We start from the raw sequence: 20287 nt of genomic DNA, 5'->3' as shown, positions 1-20287 counted from the left end.
GCGTGCTTGCTAAATTGAGTAAGTTTCATAGATTTACCATTTTTGTTTCAAATAAAGTATCTATTATCTCAACTGCGTTTGAACTTCTACCAATTTTTGGACTAACTTGAAAATAATTTAAGCAATTCGCACAACATAAAATATCAACTCCATCATCACTTAAAGCTTTTAAAGCATTAAATGCTGGATGAGTATCATCACAAGCTATAAAAACAGCTTCGTTTATTAATACAACTTTTTGAATTTTTCTTTCTTTTACGGCAGTTAAAAATCCAATTAAAAGCATTGCTCCTAATTCGCCTTCGCCAACTTTTAAAGATTTTAAGAATATTCCTTCTTGTTGTTTTGTTTCATCTTTTGAGCTTTTTATTTCGCTTTTTCTTAATTTAAAGCAAAATCCATTAAGCTCAAATTCTTGATTTAAATTCTTAAGCAATCTTTGGATATTTTCTTTTGCTGCTTCGTTATCAACTATTATTTCTAATTCATCATTAATTGCTAAATTAATTAATGTTTTTTTTGTTTCAATTACAGGTATCGGACAAGCCTTGCCGCTAAAATCTAGTTTCATTATTCTTCCTTTTTAAATAGTTCGTTAAATCTTTTTTCTAAAAATTCTTCTAATTCTTTTTCTAATAATTCATAATTTTTCATAAATTCTAAAGCCTTAGGGCTAAGAATAGTTCCACTATCTTTACTAGCTCCTTTTTTGCTAATAAATATATCTCCGCCTAAAAATTTTTCTGTGCTAGTTTTCTTAGTCCAAGCCTTTTTATAACTCATATGAAGTTGTTTTGAACTCTCATTAATTGAGCCAAATTTTTCTATGGCTTTTAATATCTCATAATTACCTTTTCCAAAAATTTCACCGTCTTCTTCTAACCAGAATTTGATTTTAGGTGTTTTATTTTTCATAGCTATAACTCGGTGTTATTTTTCCATTTTTTGTAAGTTCTTTATACCAATAAGAATGCAAAATATATACTTCTTCTTCTTCTTTATATCCTGTTATCATTGCGTGAATTGAGCCTTTGATAGCAAATACAGCCATATATAAATGCACGAAAAACATAGCAGCACAAACAATGCCTAAGATATTATGAACTATTGCACTAAGTCTTAAAATATTAATATGACTAATTCCTAACATATTTTGTAAAAATTCGCTCTGAAAATCTAAAAAGAACATAAACGCACCAGTAATTATCATAATAGCTCCACCAAAAACGGCTATGTAATACCACATTTTTTGACCGAAATTATATTTTCCCGCTGGAACAGGTCTTTTAACCTTGCTTAAATATCCACCTACTATCATAAGCCATTTTATGTCATAACTAGCAGGTAACATTCTTTTAATCCAGCAAAAAAACATAGGAATAATTGAGATAAAAAATAAAATAGTAGCAACTCCGTGAAGATTTTTGCAAAGTCTAACAAATACTCCACCACCAAAATAATGACCATTCATAATGATTAAACCTGTTGGAATTAATATAATCCAAGCAAGTGCAGCAATGAAATGAAAACCACGCTCAAATAATGAAAAGGCATATATTTTTTTGCCTTCGTGACTAAATGTTTTAGGTCCTATTACCATATAATGTAATGAAAACGCACAAAGCACTGCAATTAAGACAATTAAAGCAAGTGAAGCAATGTAACTTGATGCTAATATTGTCCAAATTTCTCCTAATTCATAGCTAGTAATATTAGTAACTCTTCCTGTAGTTGTTAAATCACTAGCATTTAAACAGGTAAATAAAAATGCTAATACAAAAAACTTTTTCATAATATCTTCCTAAAATGATTTTATTCTTTAATTTATATCAAAATATTTTTAATTTCTCCTTGAATAGTCATTAAAATTAAATTCTTTTTGACTTTTAATGCTACCATCTTCACCAACATAAATTAAACTTGGTAATTTTACTCCGTTAAAAGTTGTATTTTTTACTATTGTGTAATGAATTTGATCGCAAAATATTATCTTATCTCCTATATTTAGTTCTTGATTAAACTCATATTCTCCCATAATATCTCCTGCAAGGCAAGAATTACCTGTTAAAAGATAGCTATTTTTAGTGCTTTGTGTTTTTGCTAATTCATCACGACTTGCTAGGATTTTTGCATTTTTTACTTCGCTAGTGTAAGGCATAATGATAGTATCAGGCATATGAGCTTCAGCACAAATATCTAAAATTGCTATTTTTTTCTCATTTTCAACAATATCTAAAACACTAGCTATTAAATCCCCCGTTTGCCAACCAATAGCTTCTCCTGGTTCAAGGTATATTTCAAGATTATATTTTGATTTAATAGCTTTTAAGAATTGAATTAATTCTTCTACTTTATAGCCTTTTTTTGTGATATGATGACCACCACCAAAATTAATCCATTTTAATGGGTGTTTTGCTAGATATGGTTTTAAGAAATTATCTTCAAATACTTTAAAGACTTTTTCTAAACTCTCAAAACTCTCTTCGCATAAAGCGTGAAAATGTAGCCCATCAACTATTATTTCGCTATCCAATAAATCCTTTGCTTTAATGCCAAGCCTTGAAAATTTTCCGCAAGGATTATAAATTTCTTTTGGAGCTACTGAAAACTCTAAATTACAGCGAATTCCTAAAGATTGATTTTTATAATTTTTATGATTTATAACTTTTTTATATTCATTCAATGAATTAACCACTATATGATGACTAAGATTTAATATTTCTTCTAAATCATCATTACTAAATGCTGGTGCGTAAGTGTGGATTTCTTTATCTACAAATTCTTTAGCAAATTTTGCTTCCCATAATCCACTGCAAGTGCAACCTTTTAAGTAATTTTTAATTAAAGGCATAGCAGCACTAAATGCAAATCCTTTTAAAGCTAATAAGACTTTAACTCCACTTTCTTCTTGAATTTTTTTAAAGATTTCAAGGTTATTTTTTAGTTTGCTTTCGTAGCAAATGTAAGCTGGTGTTTTAATATTATTTTCAATATATTTCATTACAATTTCCTTTCGGTATTAATAATTTTGCTATAATATCATATTAAATTTATAATATATTAGGTATTTTATGAAAGAAAGAAAGTCAATTTTAGAAGAATCAATAAAGAGCTTAACTCTTTATTCAATAATATTTTTTGCGTTAATTTTTAGCGTTGGAATATTTGTTATTAAATCAAGTTATACGGAAGAAGTAAATAGCCTAGAACAAGAATATAACGAACAAATCAATTTATCATCAAATAAATATATCAAAGAAGAACTTAAAAATATTAAAAAATATTTAGATGCAGAATTTTCATATTTAGACGATAGTGCCAAAGAATTTGTAGATAGTGCTTACAATTTCGCATTAAATTATTTAAACACTCACGAAGATAAACAAAAAGCTTTAGAATTTTTAAAAGCAAATATGGGTTATCCTATTGATATTGACGTTTTTGATGGAATTGACCCGACTTATTATTACTACGCTAGGTATGTTGAATTAGATAATAAAAAAATATTAAGAGTTACTTTAAATCCTAAAAAATATGAAGAAACTCAAAGGGTAGTAGCATTAAATAATATTAAAAATCTTCACAATGCTCAACTTTCTTATTTTAATGCAAAAAGATTAGATGATAATTTTAATTTTTTAGGTAATGAAAGATGGTATTGTGTATATGAAAATGAAGCTTACACTTGCTATGATAAAAATTGGTGGTTGGCTTTAGAATTTACCGTTAAAAGCGATGTATTAAAAGAAGCTTTAGAAGAAGTAAAAAGTAAAAGATTTGAATCGGCATTAATACAAGGCGCGTTTTTAGGTTGCTCTATATTAATTGGATTTTTAGGCATTTTGGTATATATAATAAGAAAGAAGAAAGAAGTAAGAGCGCAAATAGAATTAGCTACTAAGCATTTTGATGTAGCATTAAATAAACATATATCTAATTTTAATAAGAATAAACAATTAAATAGTGATTTTGCATTTAAGGAATTTAGAACTTTAAGTTATGCTTTACTTAGATTTATAAGACAAATTCAAGCCAAAGACGGGAATATCAAAAAACAAGCGTATATTGATAATATTACCGGTCTTATGAATATGATAAGTGTTACTGAAAGCCTTGATAATTATGTAAAAAAAGATAATAAGGTATTATTATTTTTATTTTTTAACATAGATAATTTCAGAATTTATAACTCAATGTATGGAAGAAGTTTTGGTGATGAAGTTTTAAAAATCGTAGCTTATAGACTTTATACAACCTTAAAAGGTATGGCAACAGGCGATAATGAACATTTTGAGAGCTTAGACTTTATAAAATATGATAAATATAAATTTATACAAAATAAAACTACTTTTGAATGCCTTGCTAGGGTTAGTGCTGATGAGTTTTTATTAGTAATTGAAGTAGATAAAAATGAAGATTATTTTACATTAGCTAAAAAATATCATCAAAAACTAACCGCAAGAAGCATTAAAATTAATTCAAATGATGATTTAATAGAATATGAGCCATTTAAAATTAATGCTAGAGTTGGGTTTAGTATATATCCAAAAGATAGCAAGAATTTACACGAATGTATAGGAAATGCTGATTTAGCAATAGAAAATGATAAAGCTAGTGGAGATAATTGGATATTTGGTTATACGGCAGAAATTGGCAAACAAAATGAAGCTAATTTAAAGCTACAACAAGATATAAGAAATGGCATTGTAAATAAAGAATTCTTATTATATTATCAGCCAAAAGTAGATGTAAAATCTGGCAAAATTATAGGAGCAGAAGCTCTTGTTAGATGGCAAAAAGGAGATAAATTAATATTTCCAGACCAATTTATAGGAATTTGCGAAAGAAGTAATTTAATTATTACTTTAGGTAATGAAATTATTAAAATGGCTTGTGAAGCTCAAAGAAGATGGTTAGAAAAAGGTCTTGAATTAAAACTTAGTATAAATCTAAGCACCAAGCAGCTTTTAAGCGAAGGAATAGTTCATACAATAGAAAAAAACATTCAAGGCATACCGCCAAGATTAATTGAATTTGAAATCACAGAAAGCTTTTCAATAGAAAATGCAACAAGTAAGGCTATTATTGATAAAATCAAAAAACTTAATGTAGGTTTATCAATGGACGATTTTGGTAAAGGATATAGTTCTTTATCTTATTTAAATGACCAAGATTTAGATTTTGATGTTGTTAAGATTGATAAGTGCTTTATACAAAATATAGATACTAATGAAAAAAATAGAAGATTGGTTGAGTTTATTGTAAATGTTATTAAATCTTTAAATAAACGCTCTGTAGCTGAAGGTGTAGAAAATATTGAGATTTTAAATTTCTTAAAACACTTAGGTTGCGATGAGTATCAAGGGTATTATTTTAGCAGACCTGTTCCTGAAAATATTTTATTAGAAAAGGTATATGAAAATGGTAAAGATTAATTTTTTAGGACCTATTAATAAAAATTCTATTGAATTAAATGTAAAAAATGTTCGTGAATTAAAAAATGAGTTATTGAAAATTGAAGATTTAAAAGAATGGTTAGAGATTAGTGCTATTGCTATAAATGATAATTTCATAGATAGTTTAGATATTGCATTAAAAGATAACGATGTAGTAAGCATACTACCTCCTGTTTGTGGTGGTTGAGCGTGAAAGAATTTCAAATATTTAATAATGCTCTTGATGAAAAAGCTTTATATAGTAAATTTTGTGGAATTTGCAAAGAGTTAAATTATGGAGCATTTTTAAGTTTTAGTGGGATAATTAGAGCAGAAGGCAATATTAGCGGTCTTAGTTTTGATATATATGAGCCAATTTTAAAAAAATGGTTTGATGATTGGTGTGAGAAAACTAGGAATTTAAATATTAGATTATTTTTTGCACATGCAAAAGGAGATGTATTAGTAGGTGAATGCTCTTATTTTGCAGGGATTGCAAGCTCACATAGAAAAAACGGCTTAGATATATTTGCTAAGTTTATTGAAGATTTTAAACAAAATGCACCTATTTGGAAATACGATTTAATTAATAATCAAAGAATTTATGCAAAGGATAGAAGCTTTAAGTTGCCTAACGCAGGTCTTTTAAGCAGCAAGGAAGATTAAGTAATGAATAAAAAAGCATTAGTAATAGAAATTATTATTGTATGTATTGTGGTACTTGCGTTACTTATTTTACTAGGTCTTAAGGTATATAATTCAAAAAATGAAGCAGAAATGTCAAAATCAATCAGAAACTTAGCTACATTGATTAATGATGTAGATACATATTATTCTAATAATGAAAATTTCATAGATATTCCACTAATGACTAAAGTAGGGCTTGATAAGGATATGTGGTTTTTTGTTAAATCTGAAAAATGCTTACACTTTAGCACTTTTAGAGATTTTTTGATAGTTAAAAAAATTGAAAAACCAGGGGAATTATGTTCTACATTATTAAGTTATGATTCTGTGAAATCGCTATTAATAGGCAAAGACACTCCAGGCGATGAAGCTGTAAGTGTTAATATAAGCAATTCTAATACTATATTTATTAGAATGGGTATTAAATACGATAATTCTATATTATAAAACTATTTTATAACCTGTTGAAGTAATATTTTTTATAATATTTACACCCAATTTATCTCTAAAACGCTTTATAAATGTTCTTACAGAACCATCTTTTACATCGCTTTTGCCCCAGCAAATCTCTTTTATTTCATCAAGACTTACAACTTTTCCTATAGGCTCACTAAGGGCTTTTAATAAAGTTAATTCTTTTTTTGTAAGTTCAACTTCAAATTCTAATGTTTTAAAAGTTGATTTCATATAATCAATCGTATAATCACCTATTTTAGTAACTTTACTCATATTTGAAACCAGGCTTTTTACACTTGCGATTAATTCTTCTGGAATTACAGGTTTGATTAAATACTTATTCACATTAACATCAATAGCTTTTAGTAATTTTTCTTTATCACTATGGGCTGAAATTACTATAATAGGCGTATTTGGGCTTAGGTCTTTAATGCTTTTTGCAAGGCTTAAACCATCTTTTAGCGGCATTAATACATCACAAATTACTATATCAGGACGAAGTTTTTTAAATTTATTTAATCCACTTAAGCCATCTTGAGCGTAATGCACTTCATAAAACAAAGGTGCTAAAATATCTCCCATTAGATGAGCTATATTTTTCTCATCTTCAACAATTAATAAACTTAACATTCTTCTCCTTTAAAAATAAGTTCAAAATATGCACAATTGCCCTTGTTAAAACATCTTATATCTGCATTTATTTTATTTAAAATTTGCTTACAAATGTAAAGCCCAAGTCCTACGCCTTGTTTTTTGTGTTTAGTTGTAAAATATGGGTCAAATATATGCTCTATTATATTAGAAGGAATTGCCCCTGCATTATCGCTAATTTGCAAAATCAAATTCTTTTTTTCTTTAAATACTTTAAAATGTAGTATTTTATCATCTAGTTCTTGTTCTAAAAAAGCATCTTTAGCATTATTTATAATATTTACAAGAACTTGCACTAATTCATTAAAATTACAAAACAAGCAGCATTTTTTAACATCAATATCAAATGTAGTTTTTATATTATTTTTTTTCAATGCTTGATAGCTTATGTATAAACTATGCTTAATTACTTTAATTAAATTATGCTTTTCTAAAGGCGTATTAGGATTAATAAAGTCCCTAAAATCATTAATAGTTTGGCTCATATTTTGGATTAATTTTTGACATAATTTATAATGTTTATCTTTTTTTTCGTTATGCAATAAATAAATAGCTAAAGATAATTCATTTAAAGGTTGTCTCCATTGATGAGCTATATTTTCTAGCATTTGTCCTAAGATAACTTGGCGATTTTGCTGAAATATTATTTTTTGTTGAGCGTTATTGATTGCTATTGCGTCTTCTATTTTCTTTTCTAAATTCTCATTGAGTATTTTTAAAGAATTTGTCTTTTGAGCTACGACTTGTTCTAAATTCTCATTTAATTGCATTAGCTTTTGTTTAGTTGCAACAAGCTCTTCATTTAAGGTAAAAAGCTTAGTAACATCGTGTCTAATAGCTATAAATTCAAATATTGTTCCATCTTCATCAAAAATTGGAATTATTGTTGTTTGTGCGTAGAAAAAATCCCCATTTTTCTTTTTATTCTTAACAACTCCTTTATGAACACGCCCAGCTAAAATAGTATCCCATAATTTTTTAAAAGCACTCTTAGGCGTATCAGGGTGGCGGATAATATTGTGATTTTGTCCTAGTAGTTCATCTTCACTAAAACCACAAAGATTGCAAAATTCTTCATTTACAAAGGTAATAATCCCATTTATATCTGTTTTTGAAACTATATTTGTGTTTTCAATTGCATTTTTATATTCATTTAATCTATACATTTTTACCTACTTAATTTAAGTGCTAAAAAGCACAAATAAAATCCATAAACAATAATTAAAGCAAAAAATAAATATTGAATATTTTTAATTTTTCTAATTTTATTTATAAATATAGAGCCTAAAAGCATAGCAGGAAGAGTGCTAATCCCAAAAATTAACATATTAAGCCAAGCTTCATTAACGCTTTTTGCAATCATTGATTTTGCTACGAAAAAATATACTAAACCACAAGGAAAAAATCCATTTAAAAAACCAAATATAAAGCCTTTATATTTTGAAGTTTTTTTATTGTTTAAAAATACCATTATTTTTTTATATATGAATTGATTTTCTATAAAAGCTAGTAGTTGTCCCTTAACAATTAAAGCAAATCCTAAAATAACGCAAAAAGCACCTAAGATAAAATATAAAAATACTTGTAAGTTTAAAGAATTTAAAAAATAACCTAAAAAATAAGCTATAAGACCTATTAAAATATAAGCACAAATTCTACTAAAATGATATATAAAAATATCAAAAAAATTACTCTTTTTGTGGTTGAATAAAAGAATTATCCCACCACACATAAAAAAACAATGAGTAAGACTAAGACCTAGTCCTAGCACAAAAGTGCTAAGAAGATTGTTTATAACATCTTCCTTTTTTTAAGCTCTTCTTCATAAAGCTTTTCGTAAATTAAATCGTATTCTTCGCTACCAGGAACGATTTTTCTTTTGTAATTATTAATTTTATCAAATACTAGGTCTTCAATATCTTCATAAGTTTTTAAGTATTCAATCATACTTGAATAAATCACATTTTTTACTCTATTTTCTGATACATTAAAATTGATTAAATCTTCATCAACCAAAGCGTCCAAAATAGCGTGAGATAAGGCATTATATCTATCTTCATAATTCATTTGGATTTTATATTCATCTGCTAGTTTTTTCTTAAGTAACCAAAACATATTTTTTCTATCAACTTGCATTAAATCCATTTGGCTTTCTTGCTCTGCTAAAATCTCATTTACCTTCTCATCAAGTGATTTTTCTTTTAATACTAAGGCTGTAATAATTTTTGAAACTACTTCTTTAACTGGCTCTAAACCATTTACTAATTTTACAAATTTTGAGTTTAATAAATCTATTGAAATTTTATTTGAAACATAAGGAATATGTGGTTGTCTAATACGCATTTTTAATCCTTTTTTATTTTTCTTCATTATAAAATATATTAGTAAAAATGAATATAACAATAATAATTAATTTTTAACTTTTGATAATTTTTAAAATGCCTTAATATTAAGCTTTTTAAGAGTTTTAAAGCATTGATTTGAATTCGGAATTTCCGAATTCAAATTCTTTTAATCGCCTATATAAATTTGTCTTGGGCGAACTATTTTTAATGGGCTTTCTTTTTGCTCAATTAGTTGTGAAATCCAGCCAGGAATTCTACCTACTACGAATAATACCGCAAACATTTCATTTGGAATTCCTAGAGCTTTTAAGATTAAGCCGCTATGAAAATCAACATTCGGATATAATCCACGGCTTACAAAATACTCATCATTTAATGCGATTTCTTCAATTCTAGTTGCAACTTTTACAAAGTTTGCATCAATTCCAATTTCGCTAATCAATTGGTCTCTTAATTTTTTAAGAACTTTTGCTCTAGGGTCAAAGTTTTTATAAACTCTATGTCCAAAGCCCATTAGTCTAAATGGATCATTCTTATCTTTTGCTCTTTTAATAAACTCATCAACTCTATCAGGTGTGCCAATTGTCTCAAGCATTCTAATCACACCTTCATTAGCACCCCCGTGTGCATGTCCCCACAATGCACCAATTGCTGAACTAATACAGCTATATGGGTGAGCGTGAGTGCTACCGACTGAACGCACTACACTTGTGCTTGCATTTTGTTCGTGATCAGCATGAAGCATTAAAACCGTATCTAGTGCTTTTACCTCAATAGGTCTTAGATTTACATGCTCGTATGGATATGTTCTTAACATATATAAAAAGTTTTCGGTAAATCCACGATCAAGATTAGGATATGCCATAGGAAAGCCATTTTTATAGCGATACGCACTAGCGGCTATTGTTGGTATTTTTGCTACGATTCTGGCTGCCATTTCCATATAATCTTCGTGCTTATCCATATTTAAATGGTCAGGATAAAATGTTGAAAGTGCTGCAACTGCTGCTTGCATAACTGCCATAGGATGAGCATTGTCAGGGAAAGCGTCAAATAATTTATGCATACCTTCGTGAATAAAGCTTCTTTTTTTAAGCTCGTATCTAAATGCTTCTAATCTTTCAGGACTTGGTAATTCTTTATGTAATAATAAATGCACTACATCTAAAAAAGTTTTATTTTCTGCTAGCCATTCAATAGAATAACCACGATGCCTTAATTCTCCTGCTTCTCCATCTATATAAGTAATACTTGATTTACAAGTTGCAGTGCTAGTTAATCCTTCATCATAAGAAAATGCACCTGTTTTTGAATATAAAGACGAAAAATCAATTGATTTTGCACCTCTAGTTCCACTTAATACATCAAATTCAAATTCTTTACCATCGTAAATTAATTTTGCTTTTTCCATTTTTAACTCCTTTTTTAATAGTTATGTATATTTTAAAAGGAATTTGTGAAATATTGTAAAAAACTTACTTAGATTTTTGCTTATGTGTTTCAATAAGTAACGAAATTTTAGGAATAGCCCACATAAATATGACAGCTTCAATTAAAGATGATAAAACCAAAGCTAAATAAAAAGAATTATCAATTAAGTTTAATTTCATTCCTAAAGTTGCAATTGCGATTAATAAAGTAAGCGGCATACAAGATGTAAAAGCTAATAAAATACAAGATATTTTAAAGTCTTTATAAAATACAAAAGAACTAATTATTCTACAAACTAACATAGTAAGAATAATAGCAAATGACATTAATATAAGCTCTTTATTAACCAAGCTAAAATCAAGGCTTAGCCCAACATATACGAAAAATATAGGTATTAAAAAAGGGTGTCCTAATGAGCTTAATTTATGCTCTAAATCCTTTTTATGCCCAAAAAAGCTAGATATAAACATACCAGCTAAAAACGCTCCTAAAGCTATTTCAAAATCAAAATAAAGCATTAAAGCAACTGCTAGCATCCACAATGCAAGACTAAGCCTTACATTACGCTCTGCTTTATCATAATCAGGCATTAAAATCTCTTTAAGCCAAGGTAACCACCAAAAAATCGCATTAAAAATATAATAAATTACAACAAAAATCCCTAAAAAGAATAGTATTGACAATACAGAAGTAACAACTTGCATTGTGCTACTTGAGTTTGAAAAGCTATTTAAAAGAGTTATTAAAACAATGCTTATTACTTCGCCAAGTGCTGCTAAAACCATAGTAAAACTAAGCCATTTTGGAGTAATTTCGTATTCTTTATATAAAATACTAATAAGCCCTATACTCATAACAGGAATTATTATTGCAACTACTAAGCTAAGTTTTAGTATCAATGAAATACTAATAGCTAAAGCGTAGAGAATTAAATAAAATAAAGATATTTTTTTTAGCTCATTTGCATTTAATTTTATAAATTCTTTAAGGCTTACTTCAAGCCCTGCTATAAACATTAAATAGCAAAATCCAATATGAGAAGCTAGGGTAAAAGCAGGTGTTTTTGTGATTATTCCAATAGCACCAGCAATACTTCCTAAAATAATTTCAACCGCTAAAATAGGTAAGCTAGTAAGCTTTGCTATATAAGGCGATGAAAAAACAACAAAAGATATAAATAATAAAATATTTAAATCATTTGAGCTAAGTTCCATTAATTTCCTTGTATAAATCTAGTATCCTCAAAAATTATGCTTTTTGCAATTATTTCAATTTTTTCGGGGATATTTTCAATAATTATAATAGGACTTAGGTTATAGTGATTAAATAATTTTGTTCTAAAACTTATTTGCTTTTTAATACTTGGTGGATTTTTTAAAAATTCTTCATAATTTTCGTATTTAAAAAACTCATTCGCTTTTTTAAACGATATTACACATAATTCATCTTTATTACACATTATTAGCTCTTTACTTATGTCAAGACTTAGATTAATTTTGCGTGATTTAAAATGCGAATAAAACAAAACAAAAGCTTTTGCGGTACTTTTATTAGCTTTAATTCTTGCATAAAGCAAACGATAATTTAAAAACTTTTCTCTAATAATGCTAAATTGTTGATTTTTGCTTTCTAATCTTACGACTTTTTTAAAAAATTGCAATTTTTCTTCTATTGAGCCAGGTAGAATTTGATTTTTATATATACTTGAGCTTAATTCTTTTATCAAATGCTCTTCGCTTTTTTGTTGAGCTAAGCCGTAAATACAGCCACAATAATTTTGATGATACAATAAATCATCTTTTGCTAATTTTAATTGCCTTTGAGTTCCACCATCTTTTCTAAAATCAACGCAAAAAAACTCTAAATCAGTCCCTTTTAAAGCTTCTTGCATAGATACTCTTAATTGCTCTAAATCTTTTTTAGGAGAGCATAAAAGTGTGGTTGTAAATGTTTTTTGCCCTAATTTTAAAGCCATTTCAACAGAACTTTGCATTCTAAAATCAAAACATTTAGAACATCTCTTCCCACGCTCAGGCTCATTTTCATAGCCTTTTACATAATTAAACCATTCAGCATAATCATATTCACCTTTAATTAGCTTAATACCAAGCTTTTTACAAGACCTTGCTACATCAAAATATCTTAATTCATATTCGCTAAAAGGATGAATATTTGGGTCATAAAAATACCCGATGAGTTCTTCATCAGGCATTAATTTTCTTAATTCTTGCAAAAAAAAGTGCGAATCAACGCTACAACAAATATGAACTAGCATTAATTTATTTTATACTTTTTACTAATTTCATTTATTGTGCCATCATCTAGCATTTCTTGTAGGCTTTTATTTATTATCTCAAGTAATTTTGTATTACCTTTATTTACGGCAAATCCTTGTGAGTCTTCATCTTTATACTCGCAAACTACTTGCAAATCAGGATTTTTATTTAAAAAATTAACTGCAGCAACCTTATCTAATACTATAGCATCTATTTTTTTGCTTTGTAATGAAAGTATGCTAATGCTAGAATTTGCAAAGCCTTTTACTTCTTTTTGGCTAGATTTTTTTGCTATATCATATTGCACCGAGCCAAGTTCAGCCCCAAAAAGCGTATTAGTAAAATCTAAATCTTTACAATTTTTAATTTCTTGATTTTCATTATTTTCTATTCTTTTTATGAAATAATTAGAACTATCTTTAAAATTAATTGTAAATTCTACTGCCTTAGCTCTTGCTGGAGTTTTTTTCATAATTGCTCCGATTAAATCCACTTTATTGCTCTTAAGACTTGGGATTAATCCGTCAAAATCCATATATTTAAACTCCACTTCTAAATTATTTCTTTTAGCAATTTCTTTAATAATATCAACATCAAAGCCTTTTAATTCGTTGTTCTCTAAATATTCATAAGGCGGATAATTAGGTGCTGTTGCTACTCTTAAAATATCAGCACTCATACTTGTTAATAATGCTAAAGAAAATAATATTTTTTTCATTTTGCTCCCTTACTTTACGCTATCTTTATAAACTGCGTTTTCATTTACTACTTCTTTAATAATTAAAGACCTTTTTGTCTCTCCTGTGCTATCTATGCTAATAATTCCACTAACGCCTTCGTAATCTTTAGTTTTTTTAATCTCTTGATTTATACATTCGCTAGTGATTTGCTCGCAACGATTTGCAGCTTCTACTAATACAAAATAAGCATCAGCACCCATTGCAGCAAAATTTGATGGAAGACTTCCATTATAAGCTTTTGCATATTCTGCTAAATATTTTTTGCTAAGTTCTGTTGGTGGAACATTTGCATCAAAGCTATCTGTATATAAATGATTGTTTGAATACTCTGCTGCAAGTTTGATAAATTGCTCATCAGCAACCCCATCAGCACTAGCGATTATACTTTTAACACCTGCTATTTTTGCTTGTCTTACAAAAAGTGCTGCTTCTTGATAATAAAGTGGCAAATACACTACATCAGGATTTAAACTAGCAATTTGAGCTGAAATAGCGTTAAAATCTTTATCTCCACTTGTAATGATTAATTCTTTTAATATTTCTCCACCACCTTGAACAAATTCTTTTTTGTAAGCTTTTGATAAACCTAGTGAATAATCAGTCGCTTGGTCTTTTACAATTACTGCTGTTTTTTTACCTTGAGCTAATAAATATTTTGCCATAGCTTCGCCTTGAAAACTATCATTAAAGCACACTCTAGCAGCGTAATTTTTGCCTTTTAATAATTTATCATTTGTAGCAGCTGGTGCAATTACAGGCACTTTTTTCGCTTCAGCTGTATTCATAACCACTATAGTATTTGCAGTAATCATTTCTCCAATTATTGCACTAACTTTTGGTAAAACTCTTTCAGTTGCTGTGATGGCTTCTATTTTATCGCCTTTTGTATCAACTATATTTAAATTGATTTGCTCTCCATTTTTTAAAGTTGGTTGCATTGCATTTGCTACTTTTATTCCATTAAGTGCCGCATTTCCATACGCTGCAACGCTACCGCTAAGTGGTAAAACTACACCAATATCTAAAGCAAAAGCCGCACTAGAAGCTAATAAAATTAAACTTTTTTTCATAATAAATCCTTTAAATAATTTAAATAAATTCCTTGAATTACAAGGCATAAAAGACCTGCAAAAAATCCTGCAAGTAAATCATCAAGCATAACGCCTAAGCCACCTTTTAACTTTTTATCAACTTTACCAATAATACTTGGCTTAGTTATATCAAAAAGCCTAAATAAGATAAAAGCTAAAGCAAAATGCCACCAAGAGTTGTTAAAACTCATACCAATCGCCAAAAAAACCCCACAAACCTCATCAATTACTATTTCTTTAGCATCGTGTTCGTGAGTTTTTTCATAATCGTCAATGATTTTAATACTTGCAATAAAAATTGCAATACTTAATAGCATTAAAGTGCTTTTATCTGTGTAAATTAGTAACAAATAAGCAAATGGTAATGCCGCAATAGTCCCCATTGTGCCACTTGCAAACGGACTAAGACCTGAATAAAAAAATGTTAAATATAGTTTTGCTAATTTTTCTTTCATTAAAATCCTTTGTAATTTGGAAAAATATCTTAAGTTAGTTAAGGAATAATTTGTTTTTAGAATTTGATTTAAAGAATTTAAATATCGTTTTTAAATTCTATGATTTTTAATTTAAGAAAAACATTATAAAATAACGATTATTTTTTATAAAAAAAGGCAAAAAAATGTTGAAAAAATCAATAATTTTAATAAGTATTTTATATTCTAGTTTAAATGCAAGTGCCGTTGATAGTAGATTTTCGTATCAAGATTATTTAGATTTTGGTGCTAATAAAGGCAAATTTAAAGCAGGGACAACAGAGCTTAGCGTAAGCTCTAAAGATGGGACTTTAAAAGTAGATAGTTTTGCTCCTATGCCTATGATTGATTTTGGTGCTAGTAATAAAACGGGTATTTTAAGGGGAGAATTTACAAATATAGGTGGCAATAGGGTTTTAAGTGCAGCTCATATGATTTTTGGAGACCAAGCAAATTCTTTGCATAAATATTCAGCTTTACAATTTGGTGGAGTATTAAATACTGTTGTAAGTGCATCAAATAATTTTGATAAATGGACTTGTACTCAAGGAACTTGTGGAAAAGATGATTTTTTAGCTCTTAGAATGGGTAAGGTTAATATTAATAAAAAAGCGGATATTGCTCCGATAAAATATTATGATGAAAATGGAAAAGATACAAATTACGAAGCTTTTAAAACATATTCATCAGATATTAATAATGATTTAGCAAATTTTGAAGATAAAAGTGGTAAGGCAGCTTTATATGATAATTTTAGATATACACTTTTTGTAAGGAGTGGAACAGGTCTTCAAAAAATTAACACAGTAGAAACAATAAATAAAAACGGATACGATTATTTTAGTGTAAAATCAGATAAATTGGCTGATGCAAATAAGTATTTTACAGGTGGAATTATAAACAACATAGATAAAAATGAAAGTTTCAGACAAGAATTTGGAATCTATACAATTAATTTTAATCAGAATAAATTATTGAATTTTTCAAGCACAGGCGCAAAAGGCGATAGTGGAAGTGCTTTATATGTATGGGATAATGTAGATAAAAAATGGTATATGATAGGAGTAGCTAGTGTTGCAAATTGTAATGAAAATAGCACATCTTGTACTTATACAAATTATCATTTAGTAAATAATAATACTTTAGATATTTTTAATAAGGCTCATAGTGTTATTACATCTGCTAATTTAACACTTAATAATGATGGTTTAAAAGATGATAAAAATCATCTTGTAGAACAAACAATGGGGGCTTTATCTTTTAAACACCATTATTCTGGTTATATAAGCAGTTTAAATAAAAATTACGATGCTTATAAGCAAAGATTAGATTTAATGGCTAATGATAAGGATATTTATATAAATGGTGGTTCTTTAACTCTTAGTGCTAATGCTGATTTAGGTTCTAGTGCATTGATTATAAAAGATAATTTAACTTATGATATTAAAGGTAATTTTGACTTTTTACATGGTGGTCTTGATATAGGTGCTAATTCGGTCGTAAATTATTATGCAAAGACTACTCAATATGATTTCTTACATAAAATCGGAGCTGGCAAGCTAAATGTATATTCAAGTAGCCCCAATGCAGGTCTTAGAATAGGTGGGGGCGAAGTTGAGTTTAAAAATTCTTCAGGCACAACTTTTGGTAGTATTTATATGACTAATAATTCAAGTTTAAAGATAAATAACGCCAATCAAATAAATACAAATTATTTATATTTTGGCGAGAATGCAGGCAAGCTTGATTTAAATGGTGCTAGTTTAAAATATTTTAATAATTTTTATGCAAGTGATAATAATGCAGTGATAACAAATACTAGCACTAACTTAAGCACTTTGGAAATCAATAAATTTGCTACAACAGAACCTACAAATATTATTTATCACGGAAATATTAAAGGAAATATCAATATAATTCAAAATCACAATAATAGTGGTAAATACGCTGTTTATGATGGTGGTTTAGATATTCAAAATATGGAATTTAAAAACGGAAATTTAGTTTTACAAGGTCATCCAATAGTGCATAATTATGTATCACAAGATGTAAAAGATAAGCTAAAAGAAGATATATTTACTACCCCTACAAGGCTAGACCAAGAAGATTGGGAAGAGAGAAATTATAAAATGGCTAGCCTAACTTTAGATAAAGCTAGTCTTGATATTTTAAAACATTCAAATGTGGATATTAAAAACATTAATTCTATTTCTTCAACCATTAAAATTGGCGATAATTTAGCTTATATAGATAGGTTTGATGGAGAAAATATAAAAGCAAATGATACTATGGGTAGTGATACTAATGAAAGTTATTATAATAATCTAAAATATCAAGAAGAAGTAACAAAAGGCAAAAGCATTGCTAAAAATATCAAAATTAATTCAAATTTTGATTTGAAAACCAATTCAAAACTAAGCCTTTTAAATGGCACAGATTTTAAAGGCACAATAACAGCTGATGATAGTTCTAGCCTTGAGTTTAATGGTGCAATGATTAATGCAAATATAAACGCAAGTAGCCTAAACTCAACCAATACAACATATATTTACGAAAGCAAAACTAATGCTTTAAATATAAGCAAAAGCACAAGTGGAGCTAATAATACCTTGCTAATCCAAAAAGACTTTTTAAACGGAGATGATAAAATACTTTTAGCAAGTTTGGCTAATGATACTTTAGTGGCTGAAAATTATTTTGGTATTAAAGGTGAAGATTCAGTATTTGCTGACCTTAAAGCTAATGTAAAATATTATGCTGAAAACGGCACAGCTAAATGGTATCTTGAAAAAATACCATCTACTCCATCACCAGAGCCAAGCCCAACACCAAATGAGCCAAGTACTCCAAATAAACCAAGTGAGCCTGATACTAAACCAACTCCGCCAACTAACACAGACACAACTCCAAGTGAGCCTATTAATCCAAATGAGCCTAATGTTAATAATCCAAGCGAACCTAGTATTCCTAGCACTCCAAACGAACCAAGTGAGCCTGATACTAAACCAGTTGAGCCTAAGCCAGATACCCCAACAACTCCAAATGAGCCTACAATACCAGATGAGCCAAGCACTCCAAATAACCCAGAAGAGCCTGTTATAGTTGAGCTTGACCCAAATCCTAGCAACAATCCAAGCAATGTAGAAACAAAAGGCCATTATCAAGAATACTTCTTCGTAAGAGAGAAAGAAAGTTCAATAAATACAGCTAAAAACACGCTAAATCAAGCATTTTTTAACTATGTTTTAGAGTGGAACAATATGCAAAAGCGTATGGGAGAGCTAAGAGATGAGGTTGCAAATGGCGGAATTTGGATTAGGAATTTCGGTGGAGCAAGTTCGTATCTAAAAGATAATAAGACCAAATATTATGAATTACAAATCGGTGCTGATAAGATTAGCGAAATGGATGATTTCAATGCTTATGCGGGAATTATCTTTACTAATTCAATTTATAAACTAGATACAAAAAATATGCTAGAAGGTAAAGTAAAAGGCATAGGCGGGGGACTTTATTCAAGCTTTATTTTTAATAATGGTTTTTATATTGATATGATTGCAAAATATGTTGATTATAAAAATGACTATACTCTAACGCTAAATAATGGCAATAATAAAGCAATTTATATTAACGCGAATAATCATTCTAAAAGCGTAGTAGCAAGCGTAGAATTAGGCAATAGATTTTATATGAATAATTATTATTTAGAGCCTAGCGTTGAGCTAATTAGTGGCTATGTTAGTGCGATTAGCCTTGAAAATAAAGCCGAGCATATAAAATTAGAAAGCAAATCATTCGTTCCATTTAATACAAAAACAATGCTAAGTTTTGGTAAGCAAAGTAGCGAAGATTCAAGATTTGGATTTAGATTTGGGGTTGGAATTGCTGCTGATTTAGCTAAAAACGGCGATAAAACCATAAGAGATTTAAATGTAATTAGACAAATTGAAGGCAAAAAAGATACAAGAATGCTAACTAATGCTTCATTTAATTATAATTTTACGAATAATTTAAGGCTAATGACCGAGTTTGAAAGGACATTTTTTGGTGATTTGAATGTGGATTATTCGCTTAATATGACTTTAAGAAAGAGTTTTTAATTTATTTTGCACCTATTTTAAAGGTGCAAAATCTTTATATGTTTTTTATCTTGCCAATAAATATTATTTATTGGATTTTTTAATGAGTTTAAACATAAAGAGTTTCAAAATACATTTATCTTATCGCCTAAATATACTCAAATTATGATGCAAAGCTTAATTTTTGATATAAAGAAGCAAAAATAACCATTAAATAATAATCTTTATTCATTCACTCGCATTACTAAATACAAAAAATAAAGAATTTAAAATAACAATTCAAATAAAAATATTTTAATTTTCTTTAAAAGTAAGAAAATTTAAATTGCTAAGTTATTGTTTTTATTAAACCATTTCTTAAATCTTGCCAAATTACTAAGCGGTAAAGATAGCTAAGATTTATAATTTTTATCCACAAATTTCTTAAAAGTTTAGTTATTTTTAATGTTACTTTTACGCATTTAATTGTATTTTTTACTCATAAAATCACTTGAAATCTCACTGATATTGATTTTTTTAAGTATTAAAAAATAAAGAATTTAAAACAATAATTTACACATAAAAACTAAAAAATATAAAGCAATATTTTTATTATTACCAAAGCTTTATATTTTGATTTATAG

Annotated in this window: 18 protein-coding genes and 1 pseudogene; 5 read left to right on the top strand and 14 right to left on the bottom strand. The window is 28.1% G+C overall.

Annotated elements, in window-relative coordinates; translation table 11 throughout:
* Positions 1 to 25 precede the first annotated feature (25 nt).
* From yedF to nspC, 4 genes and pseudogenes are all read right to left on the bottom strand, one after another.
* Entirely contained in the window at positions 26 to 571 is a 546-nt protein-coding gene (gene yedF / locus KJQ97_RS00610; protein ID WP_214116389.1) for a sulfurtransferase-like selenium metabolism protein YedF, read from the bottom strand.
* Positions 571 to 915: a winged helix-turn-helix domain-containing protein gene (locus tag KJQ97_RS00605; protein WP_214116391.1), complete on the bottom strand. Its 345-nt coding sequence runs from the start codon at positions 913 to 915 to the stop codon at positions 571 to 573. The genes yedF and KJQ97_RS00605 overlap by 1 nt, the downstream gene beginning before the upstream one ends.
* Positions 905 to 1723, bottom strand: a pseudogene (locus KJQ97_RS00600) (formate dehydrogenase subunit gamma); the annotation flags it as partial. The pseudogene KJQ97_RS00600 and the gene KJQ97_RS00605, both read right to left, overlap by 11 nt.
* 117 nt (positions 1724 to 1840) lie before the next feature.
* A complete protein-coding gene (gene nspC, locus KJQ97_RS00595; protein WP_214119591.1) occupies positions 1841 to 3001 on the bottom strand; it encodes a carboxynorspermidine decarboxylase in 1161 nt (386 codons plus the stop codon).
* Positions 3002 to 3071: 70 nt separating this feature from the next.
* Here nspC and KJQ97_RS00590 point away from each other — a divergent pair, with 70 nt between their 5' ends.
* Genes KJQ97_RS00590 through KJQ97_RS00575 form a run of 4 tightly spaced genes read left to right on the top strand, consistent with a single transcriptional unit; the run spans position 3072 to position 6569 of the window.
* Positions 3072 to 5435, top strand: a complete 2364-nt coding sequence (locus KJQ97_RS00590; protein ID WP_214116397.1) for a putative bifunctional diguanylate cyclase/phosphodiesterase — start codon at positions 3072 to 3074, stop codon at positions 5433 to 5435.
* Positions 5422 to 5643 carry a MoaD/ThiS family protein gene (locus KJQ97_RS00585; RefSeq protein ID WP_214116399.1) on the top strand — a complete coding sequence of 74 codons (222 nt, stop codon included), beginning with the start codon at positions 5422 to 5424 and terminating at the stop codon, positions 5641 to 5643. The genes KJQ97_RS00590 and KJQ97_RS00585 overlap by 14 nt, the downstream gene beginning before the upstream one ends.
* A 2-nt stretch (positions 5644 to 5645) precedes the next feature.
* Complete coding sequence (locus tag KJQ97_RS00580; RefSeq protein WP_214119589.1) at positions 5646 to 6101, top strand: molybdopterin synthase catalytic subunit; 456 nt, start codon at positions 5646 to 5648, stop codon at positions 6099 to 6101.
* Positions 6102 to 6104: 3 nt separating this feature from the next.
* Positions 6105 to 6569 (top strand): hypothetical protein, encoded by a 465-nt coding sequence (locus KJQ97_RS00575; RefSeq protein ID WP_214116403.1) that lies wholly within the window; start codon positions 6105 to 6107, stop codon positions 6567 to 6569.
* Here KJQ97_RS00575 and KJQ97_RS00570 read toward each other — a convergent pair.
* The 10 genes from KJQ97_RS00570 to KJQ97_RS00525 all read right to left on the bottom strand — a co-directional run bounded on the left by KJQ97_RS00570 (position 6564) and on the right by KJQ97_RS00525 (position 15567).
* Positions 6564 to 7208, bottom strand: coding sequence for a response regulator transcription factor (locus KJQ97_RS00570; RefSeq protein WP_214116405.1), 645 nt, complete (start codon positions 7206 to 7208; stop codon positions 6564 to 6566). The two genes, KJQ97_RS00575 and KJQ97_RS00570, sit on opposite strands and share 6 nt — an antisense overlap.
* Positions 7202 to 8395, bottom strand: coding sequence for a sensor histidine kinase (locus tag KJQ97_RS00565; protein WP_214119588.1), 1194 nt, complete (start codon positions 8393 to 8395; stop codon positions 7202 to 7204). Before KJQ97_RS00565 ends, KJQ97_RS00570 begins: the two co-directional genes overlap by 7 nt.
* Positions 8396 to 8397: 2 nt before the next feature.
* Positions 8398 to 9000: a sulfite exporter TauE/SafE family protein gene (locus tag KJQ97_RS00560; protein ID WP_350028213.1), complete on the bottom strand. Its 603-nt coding sequence runs from the start codon at positions 8998 to 9000 to the stop codon at positions 8398 to 8400.
* A 20-nt stretch (positions 9001 to 9020) separates the two neighbouring features.
* Positions 9021 to 9572, bottom strand: coding sequence for a DUF507 family protein (locus KJQ97_RS00555; protein WP_214116410.1), 552 nt, complete (start codon positions 9570 to 9572; stop codon positions 9021 to 9023).
* A gap of 168 nt (positions 9573 to 9740) precedes the next feature.
* Positions 9741 to 10985, bottom strand: a complete 1245-nt coding sequence (locus tag KJQ97_RS00550; RefSeq protein WP_214116418.1) for a citrate synthase — start codon at positions 10983 to 10985, stop codon at positions 9741 to 9743.
* Positions 10986 to 11049: 64 nt separating this feature from the next.
* A complete protein-coding gene (locus KJQ97_RS00545; protein WP_214116421.1) occupies positions 11050 to 12219 on the bottom strand; it encodes a cation:proton antiporter in 1170 nt (389 codons plus the stop codon).
* Complete coding sequence (locus KJQ97_RS00540) at positions 12219 to 13280, bottom strand: epoxyqueuosine reductase QueH (protein ID WP_214119586.1); 1062 nt, start codon at positions 13278 to 13280, stop codon at positions 12219 to 12221. The genes KJQ97_RS00545 and KJQ97_RS00540 overlap by 1 nt, the downstream gene beginning before the upstream one ends.
* Positions 13280 to 13999 carry a substrate-binding periplasmic protein gene (locus tag KJQ97_RS00535; protein WP_214116433.1) on the bottom strand — a complete coding sequence of 240 codons (720 nt, stop codon included), beginning with the start codon at positions 13997 to 13999 and terminating at the stop codon, positions 13280 to 13282. The genes KJQ97_RS00540 and KJQ97_RS00535 overlap by 1 nt, the downstream gene beginning before the upstream one ends.
* A gap of 9 nt (positions 14000 to 14008) precedes the next feature.
* A complete protein-coding gene (locus KJQ97_RS00530; protein WP_214119584.1) occupies positions 14009 to 15091 on the bottom strand; it encodes an ABC transporter substrate-binding protein in 1083 nt (360 codons plus the stop codon).
* Positions 15088 to 15567 (bottom strand): phosphatidylglycerophosphatase A family protein, encoded by a 480-nt coding sequence (locus KJQ97_RS00525; protein WP_214119583.1) that lies wholly within the window; start codon positions 15565 to 15567, stop codon positions 15088 to 15090. The genes KJQ97_RS00530 and KJQ97_RS00525 overlap by 4 nt, the downstream gene beginning before the upstream one ends.
* A 164-nt stretch (positions 15568 to 15731) precedes the next feature.
* Between KJQ97_RS00525 and KJQ97_RS00520 the strand changes: the two genes are divergently transcribed.
* The gene (locus KJQ97_RS00520) at positions 15732 to 19685 is read left to right on the top strand and encodes a S6 family peptidase (RefSeq protein ID WP_214119581.1); all 3954 of its coding nucleotides are present in this window, start codon (positions 15732 to 15734) and stop codon (positions 19683 to 19685) included.
* The last annotated feature ends 602 nt before the right edge of the window (positions 19686 to 20287 follow it).

The organism is Campylobacter sp. 2018MI01 (assembly GCF_018501205.1).
Lineage (GTDB): Bacteria > Campylobacterota > Campylobacteria > Campylobacterales > Campylobacteraceae > Campylobacter_E.
Note: the sequence above shows the minus strand (reverse complement) of the source record. Positions and strands in the feature narration are given on the sequence as shown.